22 protein-coding genes are annotated in these 25,825 nt (G+C 69.0%); 14 read left to right on the top strand and 8 right to left on the bottom strand.

All coding sequences use genetic code 11. The annotated features are described in order from the left end of the window. Positions 1-159: 159 nt before the first annotated feature. On the bottom strand, positions 160-1,419 hold the full coding sequence (locus DFI_RS13785; protein WP_043779397.1) for a sensor histidine kinase: 1,260 nt from the start codon (positions 1,417-1,419) through the stop codon (positions 160-162). Continuing rightward, the gene (locus tag DFI_RS13790) at positions 1,416-2,096 is read right to left on the bottom strand and encodes a response regulator (RefSeq protein ID WP_022802419.1); all 681 of its coding nucleotides are present in this window, start codon (positions 2,094-2,096) and stop codon (positions 1,416-1,418) included. Before DFI_RS13790 ends, DFI_RS13785 begins: the two co-directional genes overlap by 4 nt. A gap of 288 nt (positions 2,097-2,384) precedes the next feature. Here DFI_RS13790 and DFI_RS13795 point away from each other — a divergent pair, with 288 nt between their 5' ends. The 10 genes from DFI_RS13795 (at position 2,385) to DFI_RS13840 (ending at position 16,794) form a co-directional block, all read left to right on the top strand. Further along, positions 2,385-3,671, top strand: a complete 1,287-nt coding sequence (locus DFI_RS13795; RefSeq protein WP_244940383.1) for a TolC family protein — start codon at positions 2,385-2,387, stop codon at positions 3,669-3,671. Then, positions 3,668-4,705: a TolC family protein gene (locus tag DFI_RS13800; RefSeq protein WP_043779399.1), complete on the top strand. Its 1,038-nt coding sequence runs from the start codon at positions 3,668-3,670 to the stop codon at positions 4,703-4,705. The genes DFI_RS13795 and DFI_RS13800 overlap by 4 nt, the downstream gene beginning before the upstream one ends. Beyond that, complete coding sequence (locus tag DFI_RS13805; RefSeq protein WP_244940384.1) at positions 4,702-6,099, top strand: efflux RND transporter periplasmic adaptor subunit; 1,398 nt, start codon at positions 4,702-4,704, stop codon at positions 6,097-6,099. Before DFI_RS13800 ends, DFI_RS13805 begins: the two co-directional genes overlap by 4 nt. 143 nt (positions 6,100-6,242) lie before the next feature. Then, a complete protein-coding gene (locus DFI_RS13810) occupies positions 6,243-6,845 on the top strand; it encodes an ABC transporter ATP-binding protein (RefSeq protein WP_420810883.1) in 603 nt (200 codons plus the stop codon). After that, a complete protein-coding gene (locus tag DFI_RS13815) occupies positions 6,842-8,158 on the top strand; it encodes an ABC transporter permease (RefSeq protein ID WP_081425990.1) in 1,317 nt (438 codons plus the stop codon). The genes DFI_RS13810 and DFI_RS13815 overlap by 4 nt, the downstream gene beginning before the upstream one ends. A gap of 28 nt (positions 8,159-8,186) precedes the next feature. Next, entirely contained in the window at positions 8,187-8,783 is a 597-nt protein-coding gene (locus DFI_RS13820; RefSeq protein ID WP_027464037.1) for a hypothetical protein, read from the top strand. A gap of 458 nt (positions 8,784-9,241) precedes the next feature. Next, entirely contained in the window at positions 9,242-9,769 is a 528-nt protein-coding gene (locus DFI_RS13825; protein ID WP_051308247.1) for a cupin domain-containing protein, read from the top strand. A gap of 281 nt (positions 9,770-10,050) precedes the next feature. Next, positions 10,051-11,451, top strand: a complete 1,401-nt coding sequence (locus tag DFI_RS13830; RefSeq protein WP_027464038.1) for a selenium-binding protein SBP56-related protein — start codon at positions 10,051-10,053, stop codon at positions 11,449-11,451. A gap of 6 nt (positions 11,452-11,457) precedes the next feature. Further along, a complete protein-coding gene (locus DFI_RS13835) occupies positions 11,458-12,099 on the top strand; it encodes a hypothetical protein (protein ID WP_027464039.1) in 642 nt (213 codons plus the stop codon). A gap of 330 nt (positions 12,100-12,429) precedes the next feature. Then, the gene (locus tag DFI_RS13840) at positions 12,430-16,794 is read left to right on the top strand and encodes an HD domain-containing phosphohydrolase (protein ID WP_027464040.1); all 4,365 of its coding nucleotides are present in this window, start codon (positions 12,430-12,432) and stop codon (positions 16,792-16,794) included. Between the two features lie 166 nt (positions 16,795-16,960). On the opposite strand, the gene DFI_RS13845 is transcribed toward DFI_RS13840, so the two are convergent. Further along, positions 16,961-17,365, bottom strand: coding sequence for a VOC family protein (locus DFI_RS13845; RefSeq protein ID WP_027464041.1), 405 nt, complete (start codon positions 17,363-17,365; stop codon positions 16,961-16,963). A gap of 104 nt (positions 17,366-17,469) precedes the next feature. Between DFI_RS13845 and DFI_RS13850 the strand changes: the two genes are divergently transcribed. After that, complete coding sequence (locus DFI_RS13850; RefSeq protein ID WP_043779401.1) at positions 17,470-18,234, top strand: TetR/AcrR family transcriptional regulator; 765 nt, start codon at positions 17,470-17,472, stop codon at positions 18,232-18,234. 211 nt (positions 18,235-18,445) lie between these two features. Here the strand turns inward: DFI_RS13850 and DFI_RS13855 are convergent, their stop codons facing one another. The 3 genes from DFI_RS13855 to DFI_RS13865 form a co-directional block, all read right to left on the bottom strand. After that, positions 18,446-18,877 (bottom strand): hypothetical protein, encoded by a 432-nt coding sequence (locus tag DFI_RS13855; protein ID WP_027464043.1) that lies wholly within the window; start codon positions 18,875-18,877, stop codon positions 18,446-18,448. A 240-nt stretch (positions 18,878-19,117) separates the two neighbouring features. Further along, positions 19,118-19,720, bottom strand: a complete 603-nt coding sequence (gene wrbA / locus DFI_RS13860) for an NAD(P)H:quinone oxidoreductase (RefSeq protein WP_027464044.1) — start codon at positions 19,718-19,720, stop codon at positions 19,118-19,120. Positions 19,721-19,911: 191 nt separating this feature from the next. Then, positions 19,912-20,340, bottom strand: a complete 429-nt coding sequence (locus DFI_RS13865; protein ID WP_022802406.1) for a MarR family winged helix-turn-helix transcriptional regulator — start codon at positions 20,338-20,340, stop codon at positions 19,912-19,914. Between the two features lie 74 nt (positions 20,341-20,414). On the opposite strand from DFI_RS13865, the gene DFI_RS13870 reads away from it, so the two are divergent. Next, on the top strand, positions 20,415-22,088 hold the full coding sequence (locus DFI_RS13870; protein ID WP_027464045.1) for a VOC family protein: 1,674 nt from the start codon (positions 20,415-20,417) through the stop codon (positions 22,086-22,088). A gap of 81 nt (positions 22,089-22,169) precedes the next feature. Continuing rightward, the gene (locus tag DFI_RS13875; RefSeq protein ID WP_043779403.1) at positions 22,170-23,234 is read left to right on the top strand and encodes a maleylacetate reductase; all 1,065 of its coding nucleotides are present in this window, start codon (positions 22,170-22,172) and stop codon (positions 23,232-23,234) included. Positions 23,235-23,344: 110 nt separating this feature from the next. Here the strand turns inward: DFI_RS13875 and DFI_RS13880 are convergent, their stop codons facing one another. Beyond that, positions 23,345-23,854 carry an NUDIX hydrolase gene (locus DFI_RS13880; RefSeq protein ID WP_027464047.1) on the bottom strand — a complete coding sequence of 170 codons (510 nt, stop codon included), beginning with the start codon at positions 23,852-23,854 and terminating at the stop codon, positions 23,345-23,347. Positions 23,855-24,036: 182 nt separating this feature from the next. Between DFI_RS13880 and DFI_RS13885 the strand changes: the two genes are divergently transcribed. Then, a complete protein-coding gene (locus tag DFI_RS13885) occupies positions 24,037-24,510 on the top strand; it encodes a GNAT family N-acetyltransferase (RefSeq protein ID WP_027464048.1) in 474 nt (157 codons plus the stop codon). A 524-nt stretch (positions 24,511-25,034) separates the two neighbouring features. On the opposite strand, the gene DFI_RS13890 is transcribed toward DFI_RS13885, so the two are convergent. Beyond that, complete coding sequence (locus tag DFI_RS13890) at positions 25,035-25,631, bottom strand: TetR/AcrR family transcriptional regulator (protein WP_022802401.1); 597 nt, start codon at positions 25,629-25,631, stop codon at positions 25,035-25,037. Positions 25,632-25,825: the final 194 nt, after the last annotated feature.

The following is a 25,825-nucleotide window of genomic DNA, read 5'->3' on the forward strand; positions in this document are numbered from 1 at the left end:
TTCAACGTCCAGGCCCCTCCGGTTCTCATCGACTGTCCCCGACAGGTAAGGCGTGACGGAGTGTTGAGCGAGTGCCGAGTCCATCTCTGTCCCAGCCTGGCCTTCGCCGGGGAGACTCAGATCCTGGCCTGACCTGCAAGGAGGTGGCCCGCTTCCTCCCTACCCTGGGCCCGGTCCTGCCGGAAGAGTCAGGGAGAAGCGGGCGCCTCCGTGGGGACTCTCGGCGACGTCGCACTGTCCGCCATGCGCTGCAGCCAGGGCGCGCACGATGGCCAGTCCGAGTCCGCTTCCGCCGGTGTGACGCGAGCGGCTTTCGTCCAGACGGGCAAAGCGCGTAAAGATCAACTGACGGCTGTCTGGGGGAATTCCGGGCCCATCATCGTCGACCGTCAGGCGCGCCACCTCTCCCTGCCGGGTGACGGTGAGCTGAACCTCACGTCGTGCGTGAACCAGGGCGTTTTCCACCAGGTTCGAAATCATCTGCCGCAGGCGGTCGGGGTCCCCCTGCACCGGGGCGGGCACGGTGTGCAGGACGAGGGTCAGGCCCCGCGATGCCGCGCGGTCCCGCAGGTCCCGGACCACCTGCGCGCTCAGGTCCGCCAGGTCCAGCTCCTGTCGGTGCAGGCCCAGGCGCCCGGCATCGGCCAGGGTGAGGGTGCGCAGGTCACCGACCAGGCGCGTCAGCAGCTGCGTCTGTCCACTGAGCAGCTCGATCTGTTCGGTGGTCAGTGGATAGACCCCGTCTTCCAGAGCGTCGAGGCGGGCCTGCATCACCGCGATCGGGGTGCGCAGCTCATGGGCGATATCCGCCACCGCCTGCTGCCGCTCACGTTCGAGCGCCTGCAGGCTGGTGGCCATGTGATTAAAGGTGCGCGCCAGGTCCGCCACCTCACGGTCGCCGCGCAGCACCGGGGCGCGGGCGTCCAGGTTCCCGCCTGCCAGGCCGGTGGCCGCGCGGGCCACGGCGCCCAGGGGCAGGGCGATGCGCCGGGCCAGCCACACGCTCAGCAGCGCCCCCAGGGCCGCCGCCAGAAGCCCGCCTTCGACCATGTTGCGCTGCACGCCGCGAACGAAATCCCGGCTGCGGGGGCTGAGCACGGCCGGCAGGCCCGGGCCCCGCGGCCGGTTGGTCCCCGCCTGCCCAGTGCCGTCCCCTGCCCTCTCCGTGGAGTTCGGGGCTGGCGCTGTGGTCTGGGGCAGCGCGGGGAATGGCGGGGGCGCTTCGCCGCGCCGCTCGGCCTCCGCGCGGGCGCGCAGGTAGCTCTGCACCTCGGGCGGGAGCCGCGCCACCTCCCGCCGGACAGCCAGGTCGGAGAAGAAGAACATCCCGCCGACCGCCAGGGCCACCACCGCGAGCATGGAAGCCAGCAGGGTCACCAGCAGGCTGGGCCCACCCCGGCGGGAGGTGCCGGGCGTCATCTGCTGTCCAGCCGGTAACCCACGCCGCGCACGGTCCGCAGCAACCCCGCCGCCCCGGCGGCCTCCAGCTTGCGGCGGACACTGGCGAGGTGAGCGTCCACGACCCGTTCCAGCGCGTCACTGTCGGGCAGGGCGGCGGCCAGCAGCTCGTCTCGCGTGAAGGCCCGCTCGGGGGTCTCCGCCAGGTGAGCCAGCAGACGGAACTCGGCGGGGGTCAGGATCAGAACCTTCCCGTCGACCCGGGCGGTGACGGCCAGCCGGTCGATCTCCAGTTTGCCCACCCGCAGGGGACGCCGGGCCGGATCCGCACCGCTGCCGGTCCGGCGCAGGACGGCGCGGACGCGGGCCATCACCTCGCGCGGTCGGAACGGCTTGACCACGTAGTCGTCCGCGCCCAGTTCCAGGCCCACGATCTGGTCGCTTTCCTCCGCGCGGGCGGTCACCAGGATGACCGGCGTGGCGCTTTCCGCCCGGACGGTTTTGAGCACGTCCAGGCCGCTGCGCCCGGGCAGCATCACGTCCAGCAGAATCAGGTCCGGGCTGGCCGCGCGGTAAGCGGTCAGCGCGCTGTACCCGTCCGCGGCGCGTTCGGTGCGGTACCCGTCCTGCTGGGCGTACGCTTCCAGCACCTCCGCCAGTTGCGGCTCGTCTTCGACGATCAGGATCAGGGCGCTCATACGCGGTCATGCTAAGTCCGTCGCGTGAAGGCAGCGCGAAGAAGGACCCGGCCCGGCGTCATCGGCCACGGCGCTCCCTGTGGCCCTGCTGGTGCCCGTTGCCTCTCAGGCGGGTGATCGCCGTCTTCGATAAATCTTCAAAAAAGCTGCGCGGACTCTTCGTCCGGCCAGCGGAGACTGCCGGGCATGACAGATGCGTCCCCTTCGTGCCGACGTTTCCGCAGGGGCAGGGCAGGCACCTCCCTCCTCCTGGGCGCGGTCCTGATCTCCGCTGCCGCACGCGCTCAGGTGGCGGCGCCCGGCCTGACGCTCGACGCGGCCCTGGCCCTGCTCGCGCAAGCCCCCAGCGTCCGGGGCGCGCAGCTGAGCGTTCAGGTCGCCCAGGCCAATCTGGACGCGGCGAGAACGGCGCTGGGCCTGACCGTCAGCGTGAGCGGAAACGCCTCTTACAGTGGCGGGTCGGCGTCCACCACTGCCGACGGCACCAGTGATCCCACGGGAGGCAGCGTCAGCGGAAGCGCCGGGGTGAACCTGAGCCTCGGGGTCCTGCCCTGGTCCAGCAACACCGCCGCCCTGCAGAGCGCGCAGCGCAGCCTCACGCTCGCCAGGGCCCGCCTGAGCGAGACGCAGCGCACGGCGCGGCTCAATGTGGCTCAGCAGTACCTGGCGGCCGTGGTCGCCACCCGGGACGTGGCCCTGGCCGCCCAGACGCTCACGCTGCGCACCCGCGCCCTGCAGGTCGCGCAGGCCCAGCAGCAGGACGGCAACGCCACCGCCCAGACGGTGCTGAGCGCTCAGGCGGCCGTGCAGACGGCCCAGGCCGCTCAGGTGCAGGCGCAGGCCAGCCTGGACGCCGCCCGGTTGAATCTGGAGGCGGCGCTCGGCCGATCCCTGGGCGACGTGGAGTTTGTCAGCGTTCCGGCCGAAACCTTCGACCTGCCGGACCTGCCCGTCCTGGTGGCTCAGGCCCGGGCCGCCCGCCGCGAGGTGATCGCGGCCCAGAACGATCTGGCCGCCGCCCAGGACGCCCTGGCCACCATGCGGCGCGATCAGACGCTGCCGGACCTGACGGCCTCGCTGCGCTACGGTCCCGCCGGGAGCGGCGGCCTGAGCACCAGCCTGAACCTCAAGCAGGGCACGCTCGGGGCCGGCTACACCGTGCCCCTGGCGGCCGACACCGGTTCCGCCAACCGGGTGGTGGCGAGCATCAGTGGAAGTTACGTGGTGTATTCCCCCTCGGCCAGGGCGCAGCTCTCCGCCGCGGAAGCCCTGGTCACCCAGACGACCCTCACCCTGAGCGTCACCCAGCAGGAAGTGGAACTGGACGTGCGGCAACGCTACGCCGCCGCCCAAACGGCCCTGTTGACACTGCAGGCCCGGACCACCCAGGTGACGCTGGCCCAGAGCGCCCTGGAGGCCGCGCGTGCCCGCCTCACCGCAGGCACGGCCACCGCCGATGACGCCGCGGCGGCCGAACTCAGCCTGGCGCAGGCCCAGCGCGACCTGCTCGAAGCCCGGGCCACCGTGCAGACCACCCTGATTCAACTTCAAAACGCCGCTGGAGGCCTCCAATGAACCGCATGCTCCGTTCCACCCTGTCTCTCACCGCCGCCCTGCTCCTCCCGGCAGCCCTGGCCCAGAGTGCGGTCGGTGTTCCGGCCGCCGTCACCGCCGCCCTGAGCAACAACGCCGACGTCAAGACCGCCCAGGCCAACGCCGACAAGGCCAGTGCCGCCGCCGCGGCTGCCCTCGCCGATCCCAGCACCCTGGTGGCGGCCCGCCTGGCCGCGCAGAACTCGCTGACGCAGGCGCAGGCGCAGCTGCGCGGCGCCCGCCTGACGACCCTGCAAAGCACCATCAACGCCTACACCGCGCTGCTCGAAGCGCAGGAGAACGTGGAACTTCAGACCCTGCAGACCCAGGTGGACAGCAAGGCGGTGCAGGTGGCGCAGGTGAAACTCAAGATCGGCAACGCCACCACCCTGGACGTGCAAAATGCCCAGACCACCCTCTCAGGCAGCCAGCAGGACCTCGCCGACGCCCGCGCGCAGGTCAACCTGGCCAGCACCCGGCTGGGCACCCTGACCGGCGTGAGCAACGCCCGGGCGGCCGCGGGCGTCACGGCGCCCAAGCTGAGCGTCACCCTGACCGAACTGCAGAAGAACCTCGGCCGCCTGAGCAGTGTGGTGGGCGCGGCCGGCACGGTGGCCGAGGCGCAGCTGGCCGTGAAACTGGCGGATAACGACTTCACGCCCGCGCGCACCCTGCAAGACGCCCGCACCGCCCTCGCGAACGCCAACCGCAGCCTGGACAGCGCGGAGAAGGCGGCGGCGCAGACGCTTGCGAGCGCCTATCAGAGCGCCCAGAGCACCTACGAGCTGCTGAAAGTGGCCGGCAGCCGTGAAACCGCCGCGCAAAACACGTACACCCAGAATGCTGCCCGGCTCAAGAGCGGCACCATCAGTGCCGTCGACCTGCAAAGCAGCCAGCTGGCCCTGAAAAAAGCCCAGTACGCCCGATTGCAGGCCCAGAACAATGTGCTTGAAGCGCTGGCCTCACTCTCCGTGGCCTCCGGGCAGAACCTCACCGGGATCGGCGGCAGCCTGTGACCGCCGGCCAGACCACCATCACGCAGACCGAGACCACCCGGACCGTCACCAGGAGACGTCCCCGCCGCTGGCCCTGGGTCCTCGGCGGGCTGCTGCTGCTGCTGGGCGGGATCAGCGGCGCCCTCTGGCAAAGCCGCCAGGGCACGGCCGACGCCAGCGTGACTGCGGTCACCTCCACCCAGGTGGTCACCCCCGGCGTCCTGCGGGTCTCGGTCAGCGGGCCCGGCACCCTGGAAGCCAACGCCACCCGCACGGTGGGCGCCGACCTGACTGCCACCGTGGGTCAGGTGCCCGCCGTGGGCGAACGCGTGACCCGAGGACAACTGATCACCACCCTCACCAGCGACACCGTCGAGGAGAACGTCCGGACCGCGCAACTCAACCTCGACAAGGCCCGCGCCAGCCTGGACGCCACGCGCGCCTCGCAGGCCAGCAGCACGGCCCAGCGGCAGAGCAGCGCGGCGCAGGCCCAGGCCGCGGTGACGGAAGCCGAGGCGGCCGTGGTCAGCGCCCAGCGCACCCTGAGGGCCCAGCGGGAGCTCTACGCCGTGGGCGCCATCAGCGCCCAGACCCTCGGGGACGCCCAGTCCGCACTGGACAAGGCCCAGTTGACGCTGAGCAGCGCCCGGACCAGTGCAAGCGCCGCCCTGACGCAGGCCCGGACCGGGCAGGCCAGTGACGCCGAGAACCTCCGCAGCGCCCAGATCGCCGTGCAGCAGGCGCAGAGCACCCTGGACACCGCCCAGAAGGCGCGCAGTGACCTCAAGGTCTACGCGCCCATCAGCGGCGTGATCAGCAACGTCGCGGCCACCGACGGGACCGTCGTGACCGCCGGCAGCACCATCCTGACCCTGATGGACGACACCACCCTGAACCTGCCCGTGCAAGTGGACGAAACCGAAATCGCCGGCGTCCGCGTGGGGCAGAGTGCCAGCGTGACCCTCGACGCCTTCGAGGATCAGACCTTCACCGGCAAGGTGGTGCGCGTCTCGCCCGGCGCCACCCAGAGCAGCGGCATCAGCGTGTTTACCGCGACCGTCCAGCTGGACAACGGCAGCGGTCAGCTCCGCAGTGGCATGACGGCCGAAGCGGAGATCATCCAGAGCGAGGCGCGGGGGCTGCTCGTGCCCAGCAAGGCGATTCAGACCGTCCGGTCCCGCAGCTACGTGCAGGTCCCGGCCGCCGCGGGAGGCGATCCTGAACACGTGCGCGTGGAGACCGGCGCCACCGACGGCACGAACACGGTGGTCACGGACGGCCTGGAGGCCGGGCAGGAGGTGATCGTTCCCGGACGAGTGGGCGCAGCGGGCACGGGCAGCGCTGCGGCCTCCGGCGGCCGCCAGCAGGGCGGAGTGAACGGGCCTCCCGGAGGTTTCGGTGGGGGCCAGCCGTGACGGCCGGCGCCCTCACCTCCCCGGCGGCACCGTCCACTGCGGCAGCCGTGGTGGACCTGCGTGACGTGTCGAAAATCTACGAGCAGGGCGAGGTCGTGTTCGAGGCGCTGAAAGGGGTGAGTCTGCAGATCGCCGCCGGGGAGATGGTCGCGCTGATGGGCCCCTCGGGCAGTGGCAAGACGACCCTCATGCAGATCATCGGGCTGCTCGACCGGCCCACCGCGGGCAGTTACGTCCTCGGCGGGCGCGACGTCACCACCCTCACCGAGAACGAGCGGGCCGAGGCGCGCAACACCGAGATCGGCTTCGTGTTTCAGGCCTTTCACCTGCTGCCGCGCCTGAACCTGCTTGAGAACGTGGAAGTGCCGCTGACGTACGCCGGGGTGCCGCCCCGGGAGCGGCGGGAACGGGCCATGCAGGTGCTGTCCCGCGTCGGCCTGGAAAGCAAGGCCCGGAGCCTGCCGTCCCAGATCAGCGGGGGCCAGAAGCAGCGCGTCGCCGTGGCCCGCGCTCTCGCCGGCAGCCCGCGCCTGCTGCTGGCCGACGAGCCCACCGGGAACCTTGACACCCGCACGAGCGAGGAGGTCATGGCCCTGTTCAGCGAACTGCACGCCGAAGGGACGACGGTGGTGATCGTCACCCACGAGGACGACATCGGCGCCTACGCCGAACGGGTGATCCGGGTGCGCGACGGCCTGATCGAACGCGACCTGCGCCAGAGCCCCAGGCTCAGGAGGCGGTCATGACCGTGACTCCTGTGGCTCCGGCCCCTGAGGTGAGTACCCCAGGGGCCCCCCCCGCGCGGCGCGGGGGCATCGGGTTCGGAGGCGCCCTGGTCATTGCGTGGCGCGCGATCGTCGGGACCCCCATGCGCTCCGTGCTCACCGCCCTCGGGGTCATCATCGGCGTGGCGGCGGTCGTTGCCCTGACGGCCATCGGCCAGGGCAGCACCGCGGGCGTCACTCGCAACCTCGAGTCGCTGGGCACCAACCTGCTCACCGTTCAAAGCGCACGTGGGCGCCCCGGCGGCACGCTCGTGCGGGGTGGCCCAAGCCAGACGGTCACCGTCGAGGACGCCGAGGCGCTGGCCGAGGCCTTTGGCACGCGCGTGGCCGGGGTGGCCCCCACTGCCCAGAGCAACCTCCAGGCCAAGTACGGCAGCAGCAACACCCAGGTCAGCGTCACCGGCACCTGGCCGAGCTTCGAAACGGTGCGCAACAGCCCGGTCGAAACGGGCAGCTACTTCACGCAGGCGGACGTGGACGGCCGCAAGCGCACGGCCGTGATTGGCCGTCAGGTCCTGATGGACCTGTTCGGTGAAGACGCGGCCCCCGACGACGCCCTGGGGCAGCGCGTCCGCCTGGGCAGCGTGAGTTTCACCGTGGTGGGCGTCCTGCCCGATAAGGGCAACAGCGGCTTCGGTAACGCCAACAGCCAGGTGCTGGTCCCACTCAGCACCTTCACGCAGCGCTTCGCGCGCACCAACAGTGCCGGCGGGAAACCCACCGTCAACAACGTCTACATTCAGGCCACTTCCGCCAAGGACCTCACCGCGCTGCAGGCGGACGTCACCGTCCTGCTGTCCGAACGCCACGACCAGACCGACCCGGAGAACCTGGACTTCCAGGTGCAGAACCAGGCCGATTCCCTGGCCAGCCTCAGCGCCGTGACCAACACCCTCACCATCCTGGTCGGGGCCATCGCCGGCATCAGCCTGCTGGTGGGCGGCATCGGCATCATGAACATCATGCTGGTCTCCGTGACCGAACGCACCCGTGAAATCGGGGTGCGCAAGGCGCTGGGGGCCAAACCGCGCGACATCCTCACGCAGTTTCTGGTGGAAGCGTCGCTGCTCTCCGTGGGCGGCGGGATGATCGGCATGCTGCTCGGGGTGGCCGCGGCTTATGCCGGCAACTTCTTCAGCATCGCCCCGGTCTTCTCTCCGATCCCCATGATCGTCGCCTTCGTCTTCAGCGCGCTGGTGGGCGTGTTCTTCGGCTACTACCCGGCCGCGCGGGCTGCCCGGCTCGACCCGGTCGACAGCCTCCGCTACGAATAAGTCCCCCAGCTCTTTGCAAGGAGAACCCATGAACTACGGCCCCCTGCTCACCCTGGGTCTACTGACCGGTCTGGCCAGCGCCCAGCAGAACACCCCACGAGCCACCCCGCCCCAGATGACCGCAGAGATGCGGACCCGGATGGCCCAGATGCAGCCCATCACCGACCTCGCCGAGACCGTGCGGCTGCTGCCGGAACTGGAAAAGAATAAGGCCACCGCCGTCACCCGCACCCAGGCCAAGAGCCTGTTGAGCATTCTGACCGCCCTGCAGAAAGCAGCCGCGGTTCAACCCAATGACGCCAAAAAGTACCTCGCCCAGATCGAAGACAAGATCCTGACGAGCAAACAGCTGACGGCCTTGGACAGCCTGCTGCTCAAGGCCGAGGAGCAGCGTGCCGCCAGTCGCGCGCAGGCCCAGCGCAGCGGCCAAACTGGGCAGCCCCGCATTCCCGGGATGCCGCTGCCCGGAATGGCCGGTCAGGGGCAGAACCGCACCCGTCAGGGTGGGCAGAATCAGGCAGGCCAGGGCCCAGGCGCCCGGCAGCCGGGGCAGTTCAATCCCTTCAAGCAGGGACGTACCGCCGAGGCGTTGACGGCGTACATGAAGGTGCTGCAGAAAAAGTGAGGAGTACGGATAGGGGGGTGCAGGGGCACCCCGGTGACCCGGGCCACGGGTGGCGTTCGCCTGTGTGCGACCCCAGCATCAGTCAGGTCGTGCCGTCGATCGGGGAGCGCGCAGTGGGCGTCCCCGGCAGGACCCGGCCACCTGCCCGGGTGGGCGCCTCTCGTTCCCCGGGCAGCTGCGACTGGACAGCAACACGAGGCGGGTCCTGCTTTCCCTTCACCACGCGCGGAAGGGCGGAGACGTCCCGCCGGATGATGCCGAGACTTCCAGTCGTCCCACCTGACCCTGCCGGGCAACCCGTTCGTGGAGGTCCACCATTCCGCGGAGCAAAGTCGCCCCCGCCGCCCGGTTCCGAGTACGCTTGAGCTGTTCCTGGTGAGGCCAGGACGGTCGCGCCGCGTCCAGATCAGGTCACGCCACCGCACAGCGCAGGGCTGCGTGCACAGCCAGGGGGTCACATGATCGCTCAAGCGCAGGTCCGCAGGGTTACACCGGAGGACGGCCACGTCCTCGTCAACCCCATCGGGGGACGCATGGTCCTCAAGATTCCCGACGTTCTGACGGCCGGCTCGTACTCCATTCACGACAATGTCCTGCCGCCCCGCTCCCCTGGCCCCCGGCCCCATCTGCACCGCGGCCATGAGGAAGTGTTTTACGTCCTTTCGGGCGAGTTGACCCTCCGGCTGGCGCACGAGACGCTCCAGGCGGAGGCCGGGTCGTTCATCGTCGTCCCGCGGGGCGTGGTGCATCAACCCTCCAACCCGGGCGGGCAGGAAACCCACGTGCTGCTGATCTTCTCCCCGGGCGGCATGGACCGGTTTTTCGTGGAAGCGGCGGCGGATCGTCACCCCTTGCAGGTCAGGCCGGTGACGGCCGAGCAGCGGACTCGGCTTGAGGCGTTTACGGACCGCTACGGCTACGAGTTCGCGGACTTTGAGGAAGAGGTGTCGGGCCCGTTCAGCCCGGAGGTCGGAAGCGCGTCCTGACCCGCCTGGCCGTCTCCTCGTGGCTGTGGACCTGACAGCCGCGTCGCCGAGTTGCGCTGCACCCGCCCCTGCCTTCTGTTCCGGAGCGTTGCCAGGAGGGCCCGGGCACCGGTCATGCCGGGGGCTGAGGGAGCGGGACGGCGGTCAATGGCTGACCTGTCGGGTGCTGCACCCCGGACCGCAACGGTGACGCCCGATCAGCTGGTCACCTCTCGTCATTGAAAACCTGATAACTTTTATCCACCATCCCGCAGGTCATCTCACCGCGAAAAGGAGTCGCCATGTCCTCCCGTACCTTCCGGCCCGACCCCACCTTCTACCCGTCGCCCAGCATGGCCCAGGACGCTCCGCGTGAGACGCTGGCCTACGTCGTGGAAATCGACGCCACAGGCCGCACGCCGGATGCCCTGGTCGTGCTCGACCTGGATCCCGCCTCACCCACCTACGCACAGGAAGTCGGCCGCGTGGACATGCCCAACCTGGGCGACGAACTGCACCACTTCGGCTGGAACGCCTGCAGCGCCGCGCTCTGCCCGACGATGCCGCATCCCCACGTGGAAAGGCGCTACCTGCTCATCCCCGGCCTGCGCTCGTCCAGGGTGTACGTTCTGGACACCAAGCCCGACCCCCGCCAGCCGACGATCCACAAGGTGATCGAACCGCAGGACCTGGCCGCCAAGACGGGGTACAGCCGCCCCCACACCGTGCACTGCGGGCCCGACGCCGTGTACATGAACGCCCTGGGCTCACCGTCCGGGGATGGCCCCGGCGGGGTTTTCCTGCTGGACCACAACACCTTCGAGATCAAGGGCGCCTGGGAGAAGAACCGGGGGCCTCAGCACCTGTCCTACGATTTCTGGTGGCATCTGGGGCACGACACCATGCTGACCTCGGAGTGGGGCACGCCCAACATGGTGGAACAGGGGCTCAATCCGGAGATCCTGCTGGCCGGAGGGTACGGCCACTGCCTGCACGTGTGGAACCTGCGCACGCGTGAGCACGTCAGGACACTGGACCTCGGCCCGGAGCAGCAGATGGTGCTGGAACTGCGCCCCGCGCACGACCCGCGGAAGACCTACGGGTTCGTGGGCGTGGTCACCAGCCTGGCGGACCTCTCGGCATCGGTGTGGCTCTGGCACCTCGACGGCGATGAATGGAAGATCCAGAAGGTCATCGAGGTGCCGGCTGAACCGGCCGACGCAGCGGACCTGCCCCCGCTGCTTCAGGGCTTCGGTGCCGTACCGCCCCTGATCACGGACATCAACCTCTCGCTGGACGACCGGTTCCTGTACGTGTCCTGCTGGGGTACCGGCGAACTCCGCCAGTACGACGTCAGCGATCCGTTCCAGCCGCGCCTGGTCGGGTCGGTGCACCTGGGCGGGATCGTGCGGCGCACCGGCCACCCACGCGCGAGCGGGCCGCTGACCGGCGGGCCGCAGATGGTGGAAGTGAGCCGCGACGGACAGCGCGTCTACGTCACCAACTCCCTGTACGTCTCCTGGGACGATCAGTTCTACACCTCCGGCATTCGCGGCTGGGCCGCCAAGCTGGACGTGCAGCCCGGGGGCGGCCTGACCCTCGATCCGGACTTCCTGGTGGACTTCGGTGAGAAGCGGGCGCATCAGGTGCGGCTGCAGGGCGGCGACGCCTCGTCTGATTCGTTCTGCTACCCCAACCCCTAGGCTGACGTGACGGACCCCTGGACCTGGTCTTCCCTGGCGCTGCTGGGCGGACTGCACGGCCTGAACCCTGCAATGGGCTGGCTCTTCGCGGTGGCGCTGGGGTTGCAGCAGCGCGCATCACGGGCGGTGTGGCGGGCGCTGCTGCCGATCGCCCTGGGGCACGCCGCTTCCATTCTCGTGGTCCTGACGCTGGCCGGTCTGGCCGGGCTGGTGCTTGATGGATGGGCACTGCGGATCCTGGGAGCCGGTGCCGTGCTGGCCTTTGGGGCCTACAAGCTGCTCCGGCCCGACGCCCACCCCCGCTGGGTCGGCATGCGGGTGGGGTTTCGCGACCTGACCCTGTGGTCCTTTTTGATGTCCACCGCGCACGGGGCTGGGCCCATGCTGCTGCCGCTGATCCTGCCCTCCCCGAACGCTGCCCATGGCGCCCATGCGGGGCATCTGGCGGCGGGCGGACCGTCCGCATGGGCGGGCCTGGCGGCGCTGGGGGTTCACACCCTGGGCATGTTCGGCGTGATGACGGTCGTCGCGCTGCTGGTGTACCACTACGTGGGCCTGGCCATCCTCCGGCGGGCGTGGGTCAACCTCGACCGCCTGTGGGCCGTTGCCCTGCTGGCCGCCGGCGCAGCGACCCTTCTGTGGGTCTAGAGGTCCAGAAGACGGCCGAGAACGCACTCCGGCCGCCTCCCGTTTCTCCGGAAGAGGCGGGCGCATCAACGGGGCGGGTGCGGCCGTGGCCCAACCTACTGGTTGCCGTTCAGCTGCGCTCCTCGCGAGTCCACTGAAAGCGCCGGGAGGAGAACCGCCGAGGCCAAGGCAGCGCAGGCGCCGCGCACGCCCTCCTCCCGGTTGGCCAGTCCGGGACTCAGCCTGGTCCCTTGGGTCCTGGAACGGCGAGCTCTTCGGCAAAGGAATGTCCAAGGCCGCGCCGGGAATCCGGAATTTGGCCGAGGGGCGGACGGCTATCCTGACCCGAACATGGCCTTCGCGGTTCTGGTGGCGTTCACCGTCGCCCACATCATCTGGACGGCGCTGGGGGCGCCGCCGGAACCCTGGCGTGAAGGCGTCGCGCCCCTGTTTTACTGGCCGGTGTACGGGCTGGCTGCGTTCCTGGTATGGCGGGCTGCCCGGGCGAGTCCTCCTGCCCTGGCCCGGTTCTGGACCTGGACGGGGCTGGGGCTGGCGGCCTGGGGCGCTGGACAGGTCACCTTCACTGTACTCGCCGCTCTGGGGATCCGTGGTTTTCCGCACCCGGCGGCCTTCCTGTATCTGGCGGCCCCGCCGTGTTTCGCCCTGGGCATGCTCTCCCTCGTGCGTGCCTCCGCGCGCCCCGTGCCTCTGGCCAGGTACGTGCTGGACACCGCGCTCGTGGTGTTGATCCTCGGTCACCTGCTCTGGGAGGTGAGCGGCCAGGCGACTGCCCAGGGCTACGCGGGAAAGCCCGTGGCGCTCATCCTCGCCCTGGCCTTTCCGGCCATGGACCTGCTCCTGGCGGCCATGCTGACGGTGCTGGCGCTCGCCCGTCCCCTCCTCCTGAACGGCGTTCAGCTGCTCCTTCTGATCGGCGCTTTCCTGAGCTTCCTGCTCGGTGACGTCCTCTGGGCCGTATTGCTCGCCAACGGCCAGTACCGGCTGGGGCATCCTCTCGACAGCCTGTGGAGCCTCGCTGCGGCCCTGATCGGCGTCAGTGCCGCCTCCCGCCTCAACTACGGGCCGTCCCTCTTCCGGAGCGGGTCAAGACGGATCGGGTGGACCCTCAGTCCCCATTACCTCATCGCGCTGGGCTACGTCGCCTACGTGATCACGCACTTCACCGGTCACACCCCGGACCGGCTGGACGAAACGCTGCTGGTGGGCGTCACCGTGCTGTTCGCCGCACGGCAACTGCTGGTCCTGACGGAGAACCACACCCTGCAGCAGGACCTGCTGCACAGCCAGTCGCACCTGAACGCCGTCATGACCACCATGTCCGAGGCCATCTACCTGAAAGACCGCCAGGGCCGGTACACGATGCTGAACCCGGCCGCCCGCCAGCTCCTCGAGTCCCGGACCTCCACGGCGCCTGGCGTGACGGACACGGACCTCTTTCCTGATCAGGCCGAGCGCATTCTGACCATGGACCGGCAGGTCATGCGAACGCTTGAGCCGGTGACCTACGAGATGCCGTTCCCGGCGCTGCAGCGCGTCATGCTGACGACCAAACATCCCTTCGTCGTGGAGGGAGAACTTCTTGGTGTCCTGGGCGTCAGCCGGGACATCACGCGGCAACGTGACCTGGAAGGAGAGCTGGAGCGTCAGGTGCGCCGGACGGGCAGCATCCTCGAAAGTCTTCCCAGTGCGTTCGTGGCCCTGGACCACCAGTGGCGTTTCACGTACATCAATCCCGTCGCGGCGCAGCTGCTTCGTCGCCCGCCCGAGGGCCTCGTCGGCCGGCCGGTGTGGAAGATCCTCCCTGACGTGATCGGCGCTGACCTGTCGCGGCAGCTCAGGCAGGCCCTGCAGGAACGCTCCGTCCAGTTCGAGGTCCAGTCCCCCGTCACCGGGCACTGGTACGACGTCTCGGCCGCACCCACCGAGGACGGCACGGCGGTGTCGTTCGTCGACGTGACTCACCGCAAGGCGATGGAGGCATCGCTGCGCAGCGCAAACGAGGACCTCGAGCAGCGGGTCAGGGAACGCACCGCGGACCTGGAACGCCTGGCCTACCGGGACGTGCTGACGGGCCTGCCCAGTCGGCGGGCGTTCGAGGAGGCGTTCGAGGAAGCCGCGCGGCGGGGCCGGGAGTTTCAGCTGCTGCTGCTCGACCTCGACGAGCTCAAGGCCGTGAATGACCAGGCGGGGCACGCGCAGGGAGACCGCCTCCTTGAATGCTTCGGAGCGGCCCTTCAGGAGGTGTTCCGCCCCCAGGGTCAGGTGTACCGGCAGGGGGGCGATGAGTTCGTCGTCCTGGTTATCGGCCAGATGTTCGATGCCGGCCAGGTACGCGAGGTCATGGACCGGGTCCGGCAGCACACGGGCGCGTGTGGGTTTCCCTCCGTGCGGGCCTCGATCGGAGCCGCTGTCTTTCCCACCGATGCCCGCTCGCCCAACGACCTGCTGCGGCTGGCCGACCAGCGCATGCTGCGCGACAAGGCGGCCCACCGTACCGTGCAGGGGCTGAGAGGCGAGCATCTTCTCCTGCGCGATTCCCACCTGACCGCGGACATGATGTGGAACGCCCTGCGCGCCGCCTCGGCCCTGATCAGGGCCGACGAGGTGATTGACGGGGTGGGATGGCAGGCCTTCTTGCAGGCGGCGGTCACCGCTCTGCCCAGCGCCGAGGCGGGGTCCCTGTACGTGCTGGAGGGCGCGTCGTTTGTCGTGCGGGCCCAGGTGGGGTATTCCGAGGCGCTGCTGGGCGTCTCTCACTCCGTGGAGGCCATGAGCCGCTGGTATGGCCCGGGGCAGAACTGGGGCGTGGGACAGGCGCGGGTCCTGCGGGGAGCGGCGTCCATTCGGGCAGCCGCCCACCTCCCACAGGAGTGGATCGACGGTGCGGACCATGGGAAAGCTGTCCAGCACCTGACGGATCTCGCGCACCTTCAGGCGTCCCTGTGCGTGCCCGTGCTGGTCTCCGGGGCGGTGGTGGCCGTGATCAACCTGGACAACCTCCGTTCCGACCAGGCCTTCGAATCCTATGAACTGGACATCGCCGAAGAGTTCGGGCGTCAGGTGGCGGCCATCCTGACGATGCGTGACCGGCGCGCCCGGGAGGCGGACCGGACCCAGGAACTCGAAGTGCTCGCGCACGCCAATGCCGCCCTCAGCCTCGTTCAGGATTCGCATGAACTGGAGCGGATGCTCGTCGAGGAAACCAAGGCCCTCTTCCGCACGGAGCATGCCGCGTTCGCCAGGTACGACGAGCGGGAAAACGTTCTTCACCTGGTGGCCTGCTCCGGTTTGTACGAGACGTTTCCGCACCGGGTGATTCCCGAGGGGCAGGGCATTTCCTGGCAGGCCATCGATGCTGGTCAGGTGCTGCGCGTCGAACGCCTGGACCAGGACCCGAGAATTCATACCCCCAGCGCCGTGCCGGACGGCACCCTGCTCTCCGCGCCGCTGTTCAGCGCGCCGAACGCGCCGATCGGGGTCCTGCTGGTCGTCCGCTCCGCCCCGCACTCCTTCAGCCCCCTGGACGAGCGCCTCCTGGGCGCACTGGCCTCCGCCGGGGTGACGGCTTTCGAGCGGCTCCGGGTGACCGCCGAAGAGCAGCGCCGCTCCGATGAACTGCGCGTCCTGGCGGACCTGGCGTCCCACGTCGGACTCGCGGACGACGTGAGCGCCGTGGCCCGGGAGTGCCTGACGGTCAGCCGCACCTTCCTGGACGCCGACCTGGCCCTGTTCACCTGTGTGGAGCGGGCGGTGGAGGTCACCGTGGGGACTTCTCCCGGGCACCACCCGCAGGTGGCGGAAACCTGCCATCACGAATCGACCCTCACCTTCCTGCGGCAAGCCGCTGGGGCACCACTGCGGGCGACCCCTCTCCTGGCTCAAAGGGCGGACATGCCAGCGGAACTGGCGCGCGCCGGCGTCCAGGGCCTGGTCGAGGTGCCCGTCCTGGAGCGCGGGCGTCCCGTGGGGCGGATCTCGCTGATCTGGTTCCGGCCCCTGCGCGAGCTGCCCCGACCGGCGGAAGCGCTGCTCACCCGTTCCGCAGAGCTGATCGGGCAGGTGCTCGACCGGGAAGCCCACCTGGCTGACCTGGAGGCCACCCGGGAAGGAGCGCTGCTGGCCCTGGGCCTGTCCCTGGAACTCCGGGACTTCGAAACGGCGGGGCACACCGAACGCGTCGTGTCCCTGGCCGTCCGGATCGGGGAGACCCTGGGGTTGAGTGCGGCACAGCTGGAAGACCTCCGCCTCGGGGCTTACCTTCATGACATCGGCAAGCTGGCGGTCCCCGACACTGTCCTGCTCAAGCCCGGCAAACTCAACGCCGAGGAGTGGCAGCTGATGCAGCAGCACTCGGTGGTCGGGGACGAACTGGTCAGCCGGATTCCGACCGTTCCCCCGGGCGCCCGGGCCGTCGTCCGCCACCATCACGAACGCTGGGACGGCACGGGCTACCCGGACCGTCTGGCAGGTCCCGCCATTCCGCTGGGCGCGCGCATTTTCAGCGTGGCGGACGTGTATGACGCCCTGACGAGTGCCCGGCCGTACAAATCGGCCTGGACGGTCACGGCAGCAGTCACAGAGTTGCGGCAGCAGGCTGGACGCCAGTTCGACCCCGAAGTGATCGGCGCGGCCTTGCGCGTCCTGTCGCCCGGGATGAACGAGGACGACGAAACCAGGCCCGCAGGGGCCTGAGCGTCACGCCGATTGCTTCTCTCCCGGGCAGCCGGGCCACCTCACATTGCCTCACCAGCGTTGGAGATCGGTGCCCGTTTTAAGCGGGCACATTCGTTGGTGCAGTTGTCCGCTGAAAGCTCCTGCGTCCGGTGCAGCAGCCGGTGAGTTGTGCAGGGCGGTGGAGTCAGGTCGGCGTGGCGGGCTCTTCCTCGGTCATCCACTGCACGAGTTGGTAGAGCACGCCATTGGGGTCCTGGGTCTGGAAGTACCGTTCCCCCCAGTCCTCCGTTTCGATCGGCGTGACGATCGGGGCACCTTCGCTCTGCAGGCGGGCGTACTGATCGTCAATATCGTCCACGACGAACACCACCAGGAGGCCATGGCCAGCTGAGCCGGCGTGGCTGGCGGGTTTGAAGGTGGACAGGCCAGTCCGCAGGTAGATCAGGTTGAAGCCCACGTCGGCCCGTTTGAGGGAGACCACGCCGTCGATGGCCATCTCCACCTGGAAGCCGAAATGGCGCTGCAAGAACCCGGCGGAGGCGTCGGGGTCGGGGACGTTCAGGGACAGGGCAGACTGGGTCACTTGCATGCGGACCTCCGGAGAGAGCATTGGCGAGGGAACGTCGGACACACAAAGGCCCCCTGATGAATGGGAGGCGTACACTGTACGGTACATGTAAATTAGTGTCAACCATGCCCGATCCCGGCACACCCAGCGATCCCACCCGGGTTCTTGCCCTCCTGTGGGGGCCCCAGACCAAAACCGGCCGGTCGGGGCTGAGCGTCAAAACGATCGTCCGCGCTGCGATTACCCTGGCCGATCAGCACGGCATCGAGGCCGTGTCCATGCGCCGGGTTGCCGACCACCTCAGCGTCGGCACGATGAGCCTGTACACCCACGTTCCAGGCAAACCGGAACTCACCGAACTGATGATCGACACCGTCTATGGCGAGCTGTACGGTGATGCGGACCAATGCCCCCGGTCACCGGCATGGCGCGAGGGGCTGACGCTCGTTGCCGAGACCCACTGGGCGATGCTGCACCGCCATCCCTGGCTGCTCGACATCCCCACCACCCGCCCGGTGCTGGGGCCCAACGGCACCCGCAAGTACAATGCGGACCTCCAGGTGCTCGACGGCATCGGCCTGACCGACGTGGAGATGGACGCCGCCCTGACCCTCGTCCTGACCCATGTCGAAGGGAGTGCCCGGCTCGCCATCAACCAGACCCGGGAAAGGCGGAACAGCGGCGTGACCGATGAGGAATGGTGGACCGTCAATGCCCCTCTCCTGGAGCAGGTCATGGATGCCCGCCGGTTCCCGGTCGCCAGCCGCGTCGGCCAGGCGGCCGGAGCAGCGCACGGGGCTGCGGTAAACCCGGACCTGACGTTCCGCTTCGGGCTGACATGTCTGCTCGACGGCCTTGGCGTCCTGCTGGAAGGCCGCCGGCAAGCGTGAGAGCAAACAAGGGGCGAAGTCGGCCCCGGGCCATTTCGTTGTTCACGCGCGCCAGGCCCGACGTGGGGCCGGGACTCTCGGACGGCCATCTGTTGTCCGACACCCTTCGCATTGAAGGCACAGCGGAACGCACGGCATCACTCCGGTCACGGGCAAATTTGAGCCTGGCCTCTCCGACCGCGGTGCCCCGTCGAGACGCCTGAGCCCCTTGCTACTTCTGTGCAGGGGTGACGTACCCGATGCGTTCGAAGGACAACCAGGCTGTCTTGGAAAAGAACACGAGGCGCTTGGTGTCTCCGCTGATGATGTAGCCCCACGCAGTGTTCAGCGCCTGGTGAAACACCCCGGGTGTAGCGTAGGGACACCGCTCGGTTGGCGAGGGCGGCAGCGGCGTGACCTTGAACTGCACGGTGTTGTTCCCTGCATCGATGGTGCCCTCGTACCGCCCGCAGCCGAGCCGGCCACGCACGGAGTTGCCCACGATGATCAGGTCCGTTTCAGGGAGGGGGGTGTGCAACGTGTTCGCGCCCACCGGGGTCATCTGGGTCAACTTCCAGATGCCGTGCAACGGGGCGGGCACGGTGACGCCCTGGGCCGTGGGAAGGAACGTCGACACCGCGAGGGCCAGGGGAAGAATGCGCATGGGTCCGCATCCTCGTGTGTTGCCGTGAGGTGACGATGGGTGGCCCCCTGACCGGCGCCTGACGGGCCTCCTGAGCACTCACGCTCGCCCCCTGCACTCGACATCCCCCGTCATCTGAAACCACCTTCAATCTGCGATGGACGCGCCGCGGCCCGGGCGGCTGCCGGGAGGGCTGGAGCCAAAGGAGGACCGCCCGGCGCGGGTGCCGGGCGGTTGGGTGGATGAATGGGAAAGCGCTGCTCAGCGCTTGAGCTGCTGCGTGACTTCGACGAGGCGCCGGGCCTGGTGCTGGATGCTGGCGATGTCGGTGTCCTTCAGGGGGCCGCCGTCGGCCGTCACGCTCGCGCCGTACGGGTTGCCACCGGAGGCGAAGATGACCGGGTCGGTGTAGCCGGGCGGCACCAGAATGGCGCCCCAGTGCATGGCGGTGACATACAGGGTCTGCAGGGTGGTTTCCTGACCGCCGTTGGGGTTCTGCGCACTGGTCATGGCGCTGAAGGTCTTGTTGGCGAGTTTCCCGGTGCCCCACAGCCCCCCGAGGGTGTCGATGTAGGCGCGGATCTGGCTGGCGGCGCCGCCGAAGCGGGTAGGGCTGCTCAGGAGGATGGCGTCGGCCCATTCGAGGTCGTCGGGCGTGGCTTCCTGGACGTGGGCGGTGCGTTCCTGCTGGGCCTTCCAGGCGTCCTGGCTGTTCACGACGTCCTGGGGCGCGGTTTCGCGCACTTTCACGACGCGGACCTCGGCGCCGGCCTGGCGGGCGGCTTCGGCGGCGGCTTCGGCCATGGCGTGGTTGGTGCCGTAGGTGCTGTAGTAGACGATGGCGAGCTTGATGGGGATGGGCATGGGGGTCTCCTGTGTGGGGGTCTGGGGGTAGAGGGCGCTCAGCAGGCGTTGGAGGAATGTCATGGATGCCTTTTCGAAGGGCCGGACCTGAGCGGGTCCTGGGTCCTTCGCCTTCGAAGTCAGTAAATCAGTTAAAGATTTAAGTTTCAAGAGGGGGCGTCCAGGCAGGATCCGGTTTGGGGGAGGTGGCCTTACTTCAGGCGCCGCAGCAGTTCGCGCAGGACCTGCAGTTCGTCCCCGCTGAGATCGGAAAACTGAAGTTCGTGCATCTCGATGACGATCGGCAGCGCCCGCTCGACCAGGTCACGTCCGGCGCCAGTCAGGGTAAGGCGTTTGCGTTTTCCACTGGGTTGGCGCTCGATCAGGCCGCGGGCCACCAGCCGTTTGGCGTGGTAGGACATGTTGGCTTCCGTGAACAGCAGCCGCTGGGCGACTTCCTGCTGCGTCGCACCGTCGAACCGGCGCAGGACGGCCAGCAGGTCGAACTCGGTCATGGTCAGGCCCAGCGGAGCGAGCCGGGCTTCGACCTCGCTGATCTTGTGCTGCGTGGTGTACACCAGGCGCCGCCAGAGCCGGATGGCAGGCTGCTCGAGCGCATGGTCGAAGTCGGACTCACCCATGGCCCGACTCTAGATCATTTCCACAAAGTAATTGTGGTCACATAACACTTAAAAGTTTAAGTTAGGATGGCATCATGAATCCGATCCAGGGCCTGCACCACCTCACCGTCATGGCGAGCGACCCGCAGAAGAACGTGGACTTCTTTACGCAGGTGCTCGGACAGCGCCTGGTCAAGGTCACCGTCAACTTCGACGACCCCGGCACCTACCACCTCTACTACGGCGACGAAACCGGCGCGCCCGGCACCATCATGACCTACTTCCCCTGGCCCGGCGCCGCCCGCGGCCAGCGCGGCAACGGCGAAATCGTCGCCGCCGCCTACGCCGCCCCGGCCGCCTCACAGGGCTACTGGACCACCCGCCTGCAGAGCTTCGGCGTCCCCTTCAGCGAACACACCCGCTTCGGCAGCCCCGCCGTCCGCTTCGAGGACCCCGACGGCCTGTGGGTCGAACTGATCTTCGAGGACGGCGCGGCCGTGCCGAGCTTCTGGCCGAACAGCCCCGTGCCCCGCGAACACGCCCTCAGCGGCTTTCACAGCGTGACCGGCTGGGTCGCCCAGACCGCCCGCACCGAGGCGCTGCTCACCGGCCCCCTGGGCTTCACCCGGGTCGGCAGCGAACCGGACGCCGAAGGAACGCGCACCCGTTACCGCGGTCAGTCCGACGGCGTGGGCCTGTACATCGACCTGGTCGAGCGCCCCGGCCAGCCCCACGGGCAGTTCAGCGCCGGCAGCGTTCACCACGTCGCGCTGCGCACCGTGGACGACACCGAGCAGCTCGAATACCAGACTCTGCTGGGCGAGCACGGCTATCAGGTCACGCCCGTGCAGGACCGCCAGTACTTCCACTCCATCTACTTCCGGGAGCACTCCGGCATCCTCTTCGAAGTCGCCACCGACGCCCCCGGCTTCCCCGACGACGAGCCCGTCGAGGGACTCGGCAAGCACCTGAAACTGCCCGCCTGGTACGAAAGCAAACGGGCCGCGATCGAAGCGCGGATCAAGCCCATCGTGAACCACGAGTACGGCGTGACCATCGGCGGCAAGGGACACGGCCAGACCTCGTCTCAGCCCGGCGCCAGCATTTCAGCCGGACCACGGGTCGACGGTCCCCATCAGGGCCAGCCGGTCATGACCACGGGCCGCGCCCTGCAGGACGCCCGGGCGGCGGTGATCCTGGTGCACGGCCGCGGCGGCAGCGCCGAGGACATCCTGAACCTCTCCCAGCAGTTCAACCTGTCCGCCTTCGCCTACGTCGCCCCGCAGGCACAGGGGCACACCTGGTACCCGGAGAGCTTCCTCGCGCCGCTGGACCGCAACGAACCCGGCCTGTCCTCCGGCCTGCAGATGATCGACGACGTGGTCGCCACCTTGGGTGAGCAGGGCATCGCGCCCGAGCACATCGTCATCGGCGGCTTCTCGCAGGGCGCCTGCCTGGCCCTGGAATACGTGGCCCGCAACGCCCGGCGGTACGGCGGCGTGTTCGCCTTTTCCGGCGGTCTGATCGGCCCGGACGGCACGCCCCGCGACTACCCCGGCACGCTGGACGGCACGCCCGTCTTCATCGGCTGCAGCGACGTGGACGGCCACATTCCGCTCCGCCGGGTGGAGGAAAGCGCCGAGATTCTCGCCGGTCACGGCGCGAAGGTGGACAAGCGCATCTACCCGGGGATGGGCCACACCATCAACGAGGACGAAATCAGCGCCGTGCAGAAGATGTTGCAGGACGTCGCGGCCCTCAGCGTCTGAAGATCACCTGCTGAGCCGGAGGACGGTCCACTCCAGCACTCCGGAGCGCCTCCTCCGGCTCAACCCCTGAAGGACTCACTCTTGACCACACTCCCCTTCACGTTTGAACCACTGCCCACCCGCGTGATTTTCGGGCCGGGCAGCCGCGACCAGCTCACCGCCGAGGTCCAGCGCCTGGGCGTCCGGCAGGTCCTGGTGCTGTCCACGCCTGGCCAGGCCGGCCGGGCCGGCGAGCTGGCCGCACAGCTGGGTGACCTGGCGGCCGGCACGTTCAGCGGGGCGGTCATGCACACCCCCCTGAGGGTCACCGAGCAGGCCCTGGACCAGGTCCGGCACCTGCGCGCCGACGGCCTGGTGGCGTTCGGTGGCGGCAGCACCACCGGCCTGAGCAAGGCCATCGCCCTGCGCACGGACCTTCCGCAGCTCATCCTGCCGACCACCTACGCCGGGTCGGAAATGACGCCCATCCTGGGCGAGACGCAAGGCGGACGAAAGACGACCCGGCGGACCCAGGCGGTGCTGCCGGAGACCGTCATCTACGACGTGGAGCTGACCCTCACGCTGCCGCCCGCCGTCAGTGCCAGCAGCGGCGTGAACGCGGTCGCCCACGCGGCCGAAGCGCTCTACGCCAGGAACGGCAACCCGGTCACCACCCTGATGGCCGAGGAAGCCCTCCGCGCGCTGAGCCAGGCGCTGCCCGTCATCGTCAGGGAACCGCAGAACCCGGAGGCCCGCTCGCAGGCGATGCTGGGGGCCTGGCTGGCGGGCAGCGTGCTGGGCAGCGTGGACATGGCGCTGCACCACAAGCTCGCGCACGTCCTGGGCGGCACGTTCAACCTCCCTCACGCCGAACTGCACGCCGCGCTGCTGCCCCACACCATCGCCTACAACGCCCCGGCCGTGCCGGCCGCCGTCCAGCGGATGGCCCGCGCCCTGGGCACCCGGGACGCCGCGCAGGGCCTGTATGAACTCAACCGGACGCTCGGCATCGAGCCGGCGCTTCAGGCCCTCGGGATGCCCGAGAGCGGCCTGAGCCAGGCCGCGGCGCTGGCCGTGCAGGCGCCCTACCCCAACCCGGCCCCTCTGGAGGAGCGGGCACTGCTCGCCCTGCTGCGCCGGGCCTGGGCGGGCGACCCACCACAGTAAGGCCTGAGCGGGCGACAGAAACCGTGGGAATCATGTGGCCGCGGAACCCACATGGGTCCTGGTTGCCGTCCATCGCCCGGTCATCGAATGCCGACGAGGGGCACGGGCAGTCACGCAGGCTGCACAGGCTCCTTCACAACCTTGCGCAGGGCAGGGAGGTGCAGGGGAAAGAAGGCGTCCGGGTGCTGAGCGAGCATGGCCGCGAGGTCGCTCAGGGGCGTCCAGCGGGGTGCGGCGGTTTCGCCGGCCTGCGCGACCGGCTCGCCCTCAGCCTCGCAGAGGAAGGTGCTGAGCAGGATTGAGTACCCGGACGTCAGGTTCTGCGTCACGCAGTAGGGCGTGAAGGCCTGCACGTCGTACCCGAGGACGCTGTGCCGGTCGGTTCCCGCCTCGCCGTGAATCCGCGTGAGCTGCAGCCCGGTTTCTTCGCGCACCTCGCGGCGCAGCGCCGGGAAGACGTTCTCGTACTCGCGCAGTTTCCCGGCGGGAAGTTCCAGCAGCCCGTCCTCGACGCCGATGCCGGGCTTGCGGCGCTCCTGCAGCAGCATGAACAACTCTCCGTTCAAGACACGGATGATCAGGGCACCGATACACGGAATGGCAAACAGTTCTTCCGTCACGCCACGCGATCATGGCATCTGGGCGGGTGCAGGGCGGACCTCGGCTTGTGTCGAGTTGAGGTCCGCCCGTCCACTGCACGGGTCGCGCGTGACGGACCCTCCCGGCGGATGGCATTGGCGCGACATGACCATGTGCCGACTGGCGGAGTCGCCGCATCCTGATGTTCGCTACGGTAGGGCGCATGGACGTCAGACCGTACCGGGCCACAGACGAGGCCGCCTGCCTGGCCCTCTTCGAGAGCAACACGCCCGACTTCTTCACCCTGCAGGAACGAGCCGACTTCGCCAATTACCTCCGCACGATGAGCGACCCGTACTTCGTGGTGGAAGACGAAGGGCAGGTCGTCGCGTGCGGCGGGGTGTTCGTCCGTCACGACAGGCAGACGGCGGGTCTCGCGTGGGGCATGGTGGGTCGGACCGAGCACCGCCGTGGGTACGGCCGGGCGCTGCTGAACGCGCGGCTGGACTGGCTCAGGCAGCACGCCCCGGAGGTGGGGGAGGTGATCCTCGACACGAGTCAGCACAGCGCGCCCTTCTTCGCCCACCTGGGGTTCGAGACCACCAGCATTGAACGGGACCACTACGCCCCGGGCCTCGACCGGCATGACATGCGTTTGCTCCTCGGCGCTCCTGGAAGGAGGCCGGAAGCCCCCTGAAACACGCCAACACCTCCGAGGGCGAATGGAAGGAAGCCTTCCCGGCCACCGCCGGAGCCCTTTCCGAGTCACGTGGCCAGGCGCCAGGGGCCTCCTTTGCTGCGGCGCCCACCTCGGCCGTCACCCTGGTGTTGAAGCGGTTGACGGTCACAGCTCTCCTGACGTTCAGCAAGATGGTCATTCCGGCTCGGCGCGCCCGCGGCCAGGGACGAACTGTGAACGCAAGCAGTGTCGTCGAGCGTTTCACACCTGCGCCTGTCCCCTGAATGTCTCCCGGTGGTGCATGGCAGCTGACAAGACTCGCCTGACCGGTGGCTGGCAGATACATCGGGCGAGGCGGCACGGAGGGTGACCGCGTCGATCACATCCTGGCCCAGCGTCTGCGTGACCACTCTGCCTGCAGACGCAGGGCGGGGCAGGCGGACGGGACCGGGTCAGTGTGCCCAGGCCGACTCCCTTGGTCATCACCGCCTGATGCCGTGGCGGGGAGGGCGGTCCGCCGGATGGTCATCTGCGTGGACGCATCACCCGGCTGCGGCGCCAGCAGGGGAGAGGTAGCCGCTTTCGATGAGGGTGCGCAGACCGGTGAGGTTGGCCGGGTCGGCGCAGCCGGTGCCTCGGATCCAGGCGACCGCTGACGCTGCCATGAACAGGTCGCGGCTGTGAATATCCGCCCGGGCGTGGCCTGTCTGCTGGGCGGCCCTGAGAAAGTTGTCGGTCATGGAGATGAGCTGGTCGCACGGGTGGGTCAGGGGGTTGTCCGGTTCGCTGGCGCGGGCGGCGGTCAGCAGCGGCTCCGGAAGGCCGTTGAACGTACTGAGGTAGTCCTCGAGCGCCAGGAGCCATTGTTGGAGGGCGCGCTGCGGATCCGCTGTTCGGGTCAGCTCTTCGTGCCGGGCTGCCAGGTTCTGGGCATGGAGGTGCAGCACCGCGGCCAGGAGCGCTTCGCGGGTGGGGAAGTGGCGGTAGAGGGTGCCTGGGCCGACGCCGGCGTCTTTGGCGACTGCTTCCAGGGACGTGTGGACACCGTGCTTCTGGAAGTGACGCCGGGCGGTGTCGAGGATGGCGCTGCGGTTGCGGATGACGTCGGCGCGGGGTTTGCGCGGGGGACGGGGCTGCATCACTCCTCCTGTGGAGTTGAACGGAACGGACTTGACAATACGGAGGCTGCCTCCATATTGTGAGCATATCAAACGGAGGCAGAGTCCGTTTCATTTGCCGGCTCAGCACCGACCCCTCCCCACCACGACCAGCGCACCACCCAGGCGGTCCGCTTGCATGCTCCGCCCATCACCCGCGAGCCACTGACCCGGCC

This window comes from Deinococcus ficus (assembly GCF_003444775.1).
GTDB classification, from domain to species: Bacteria; Deinococcota; Deinococci; order Deinococcales; family Deinococcaceae; genus Deinococcus; species Deinococcus ficus.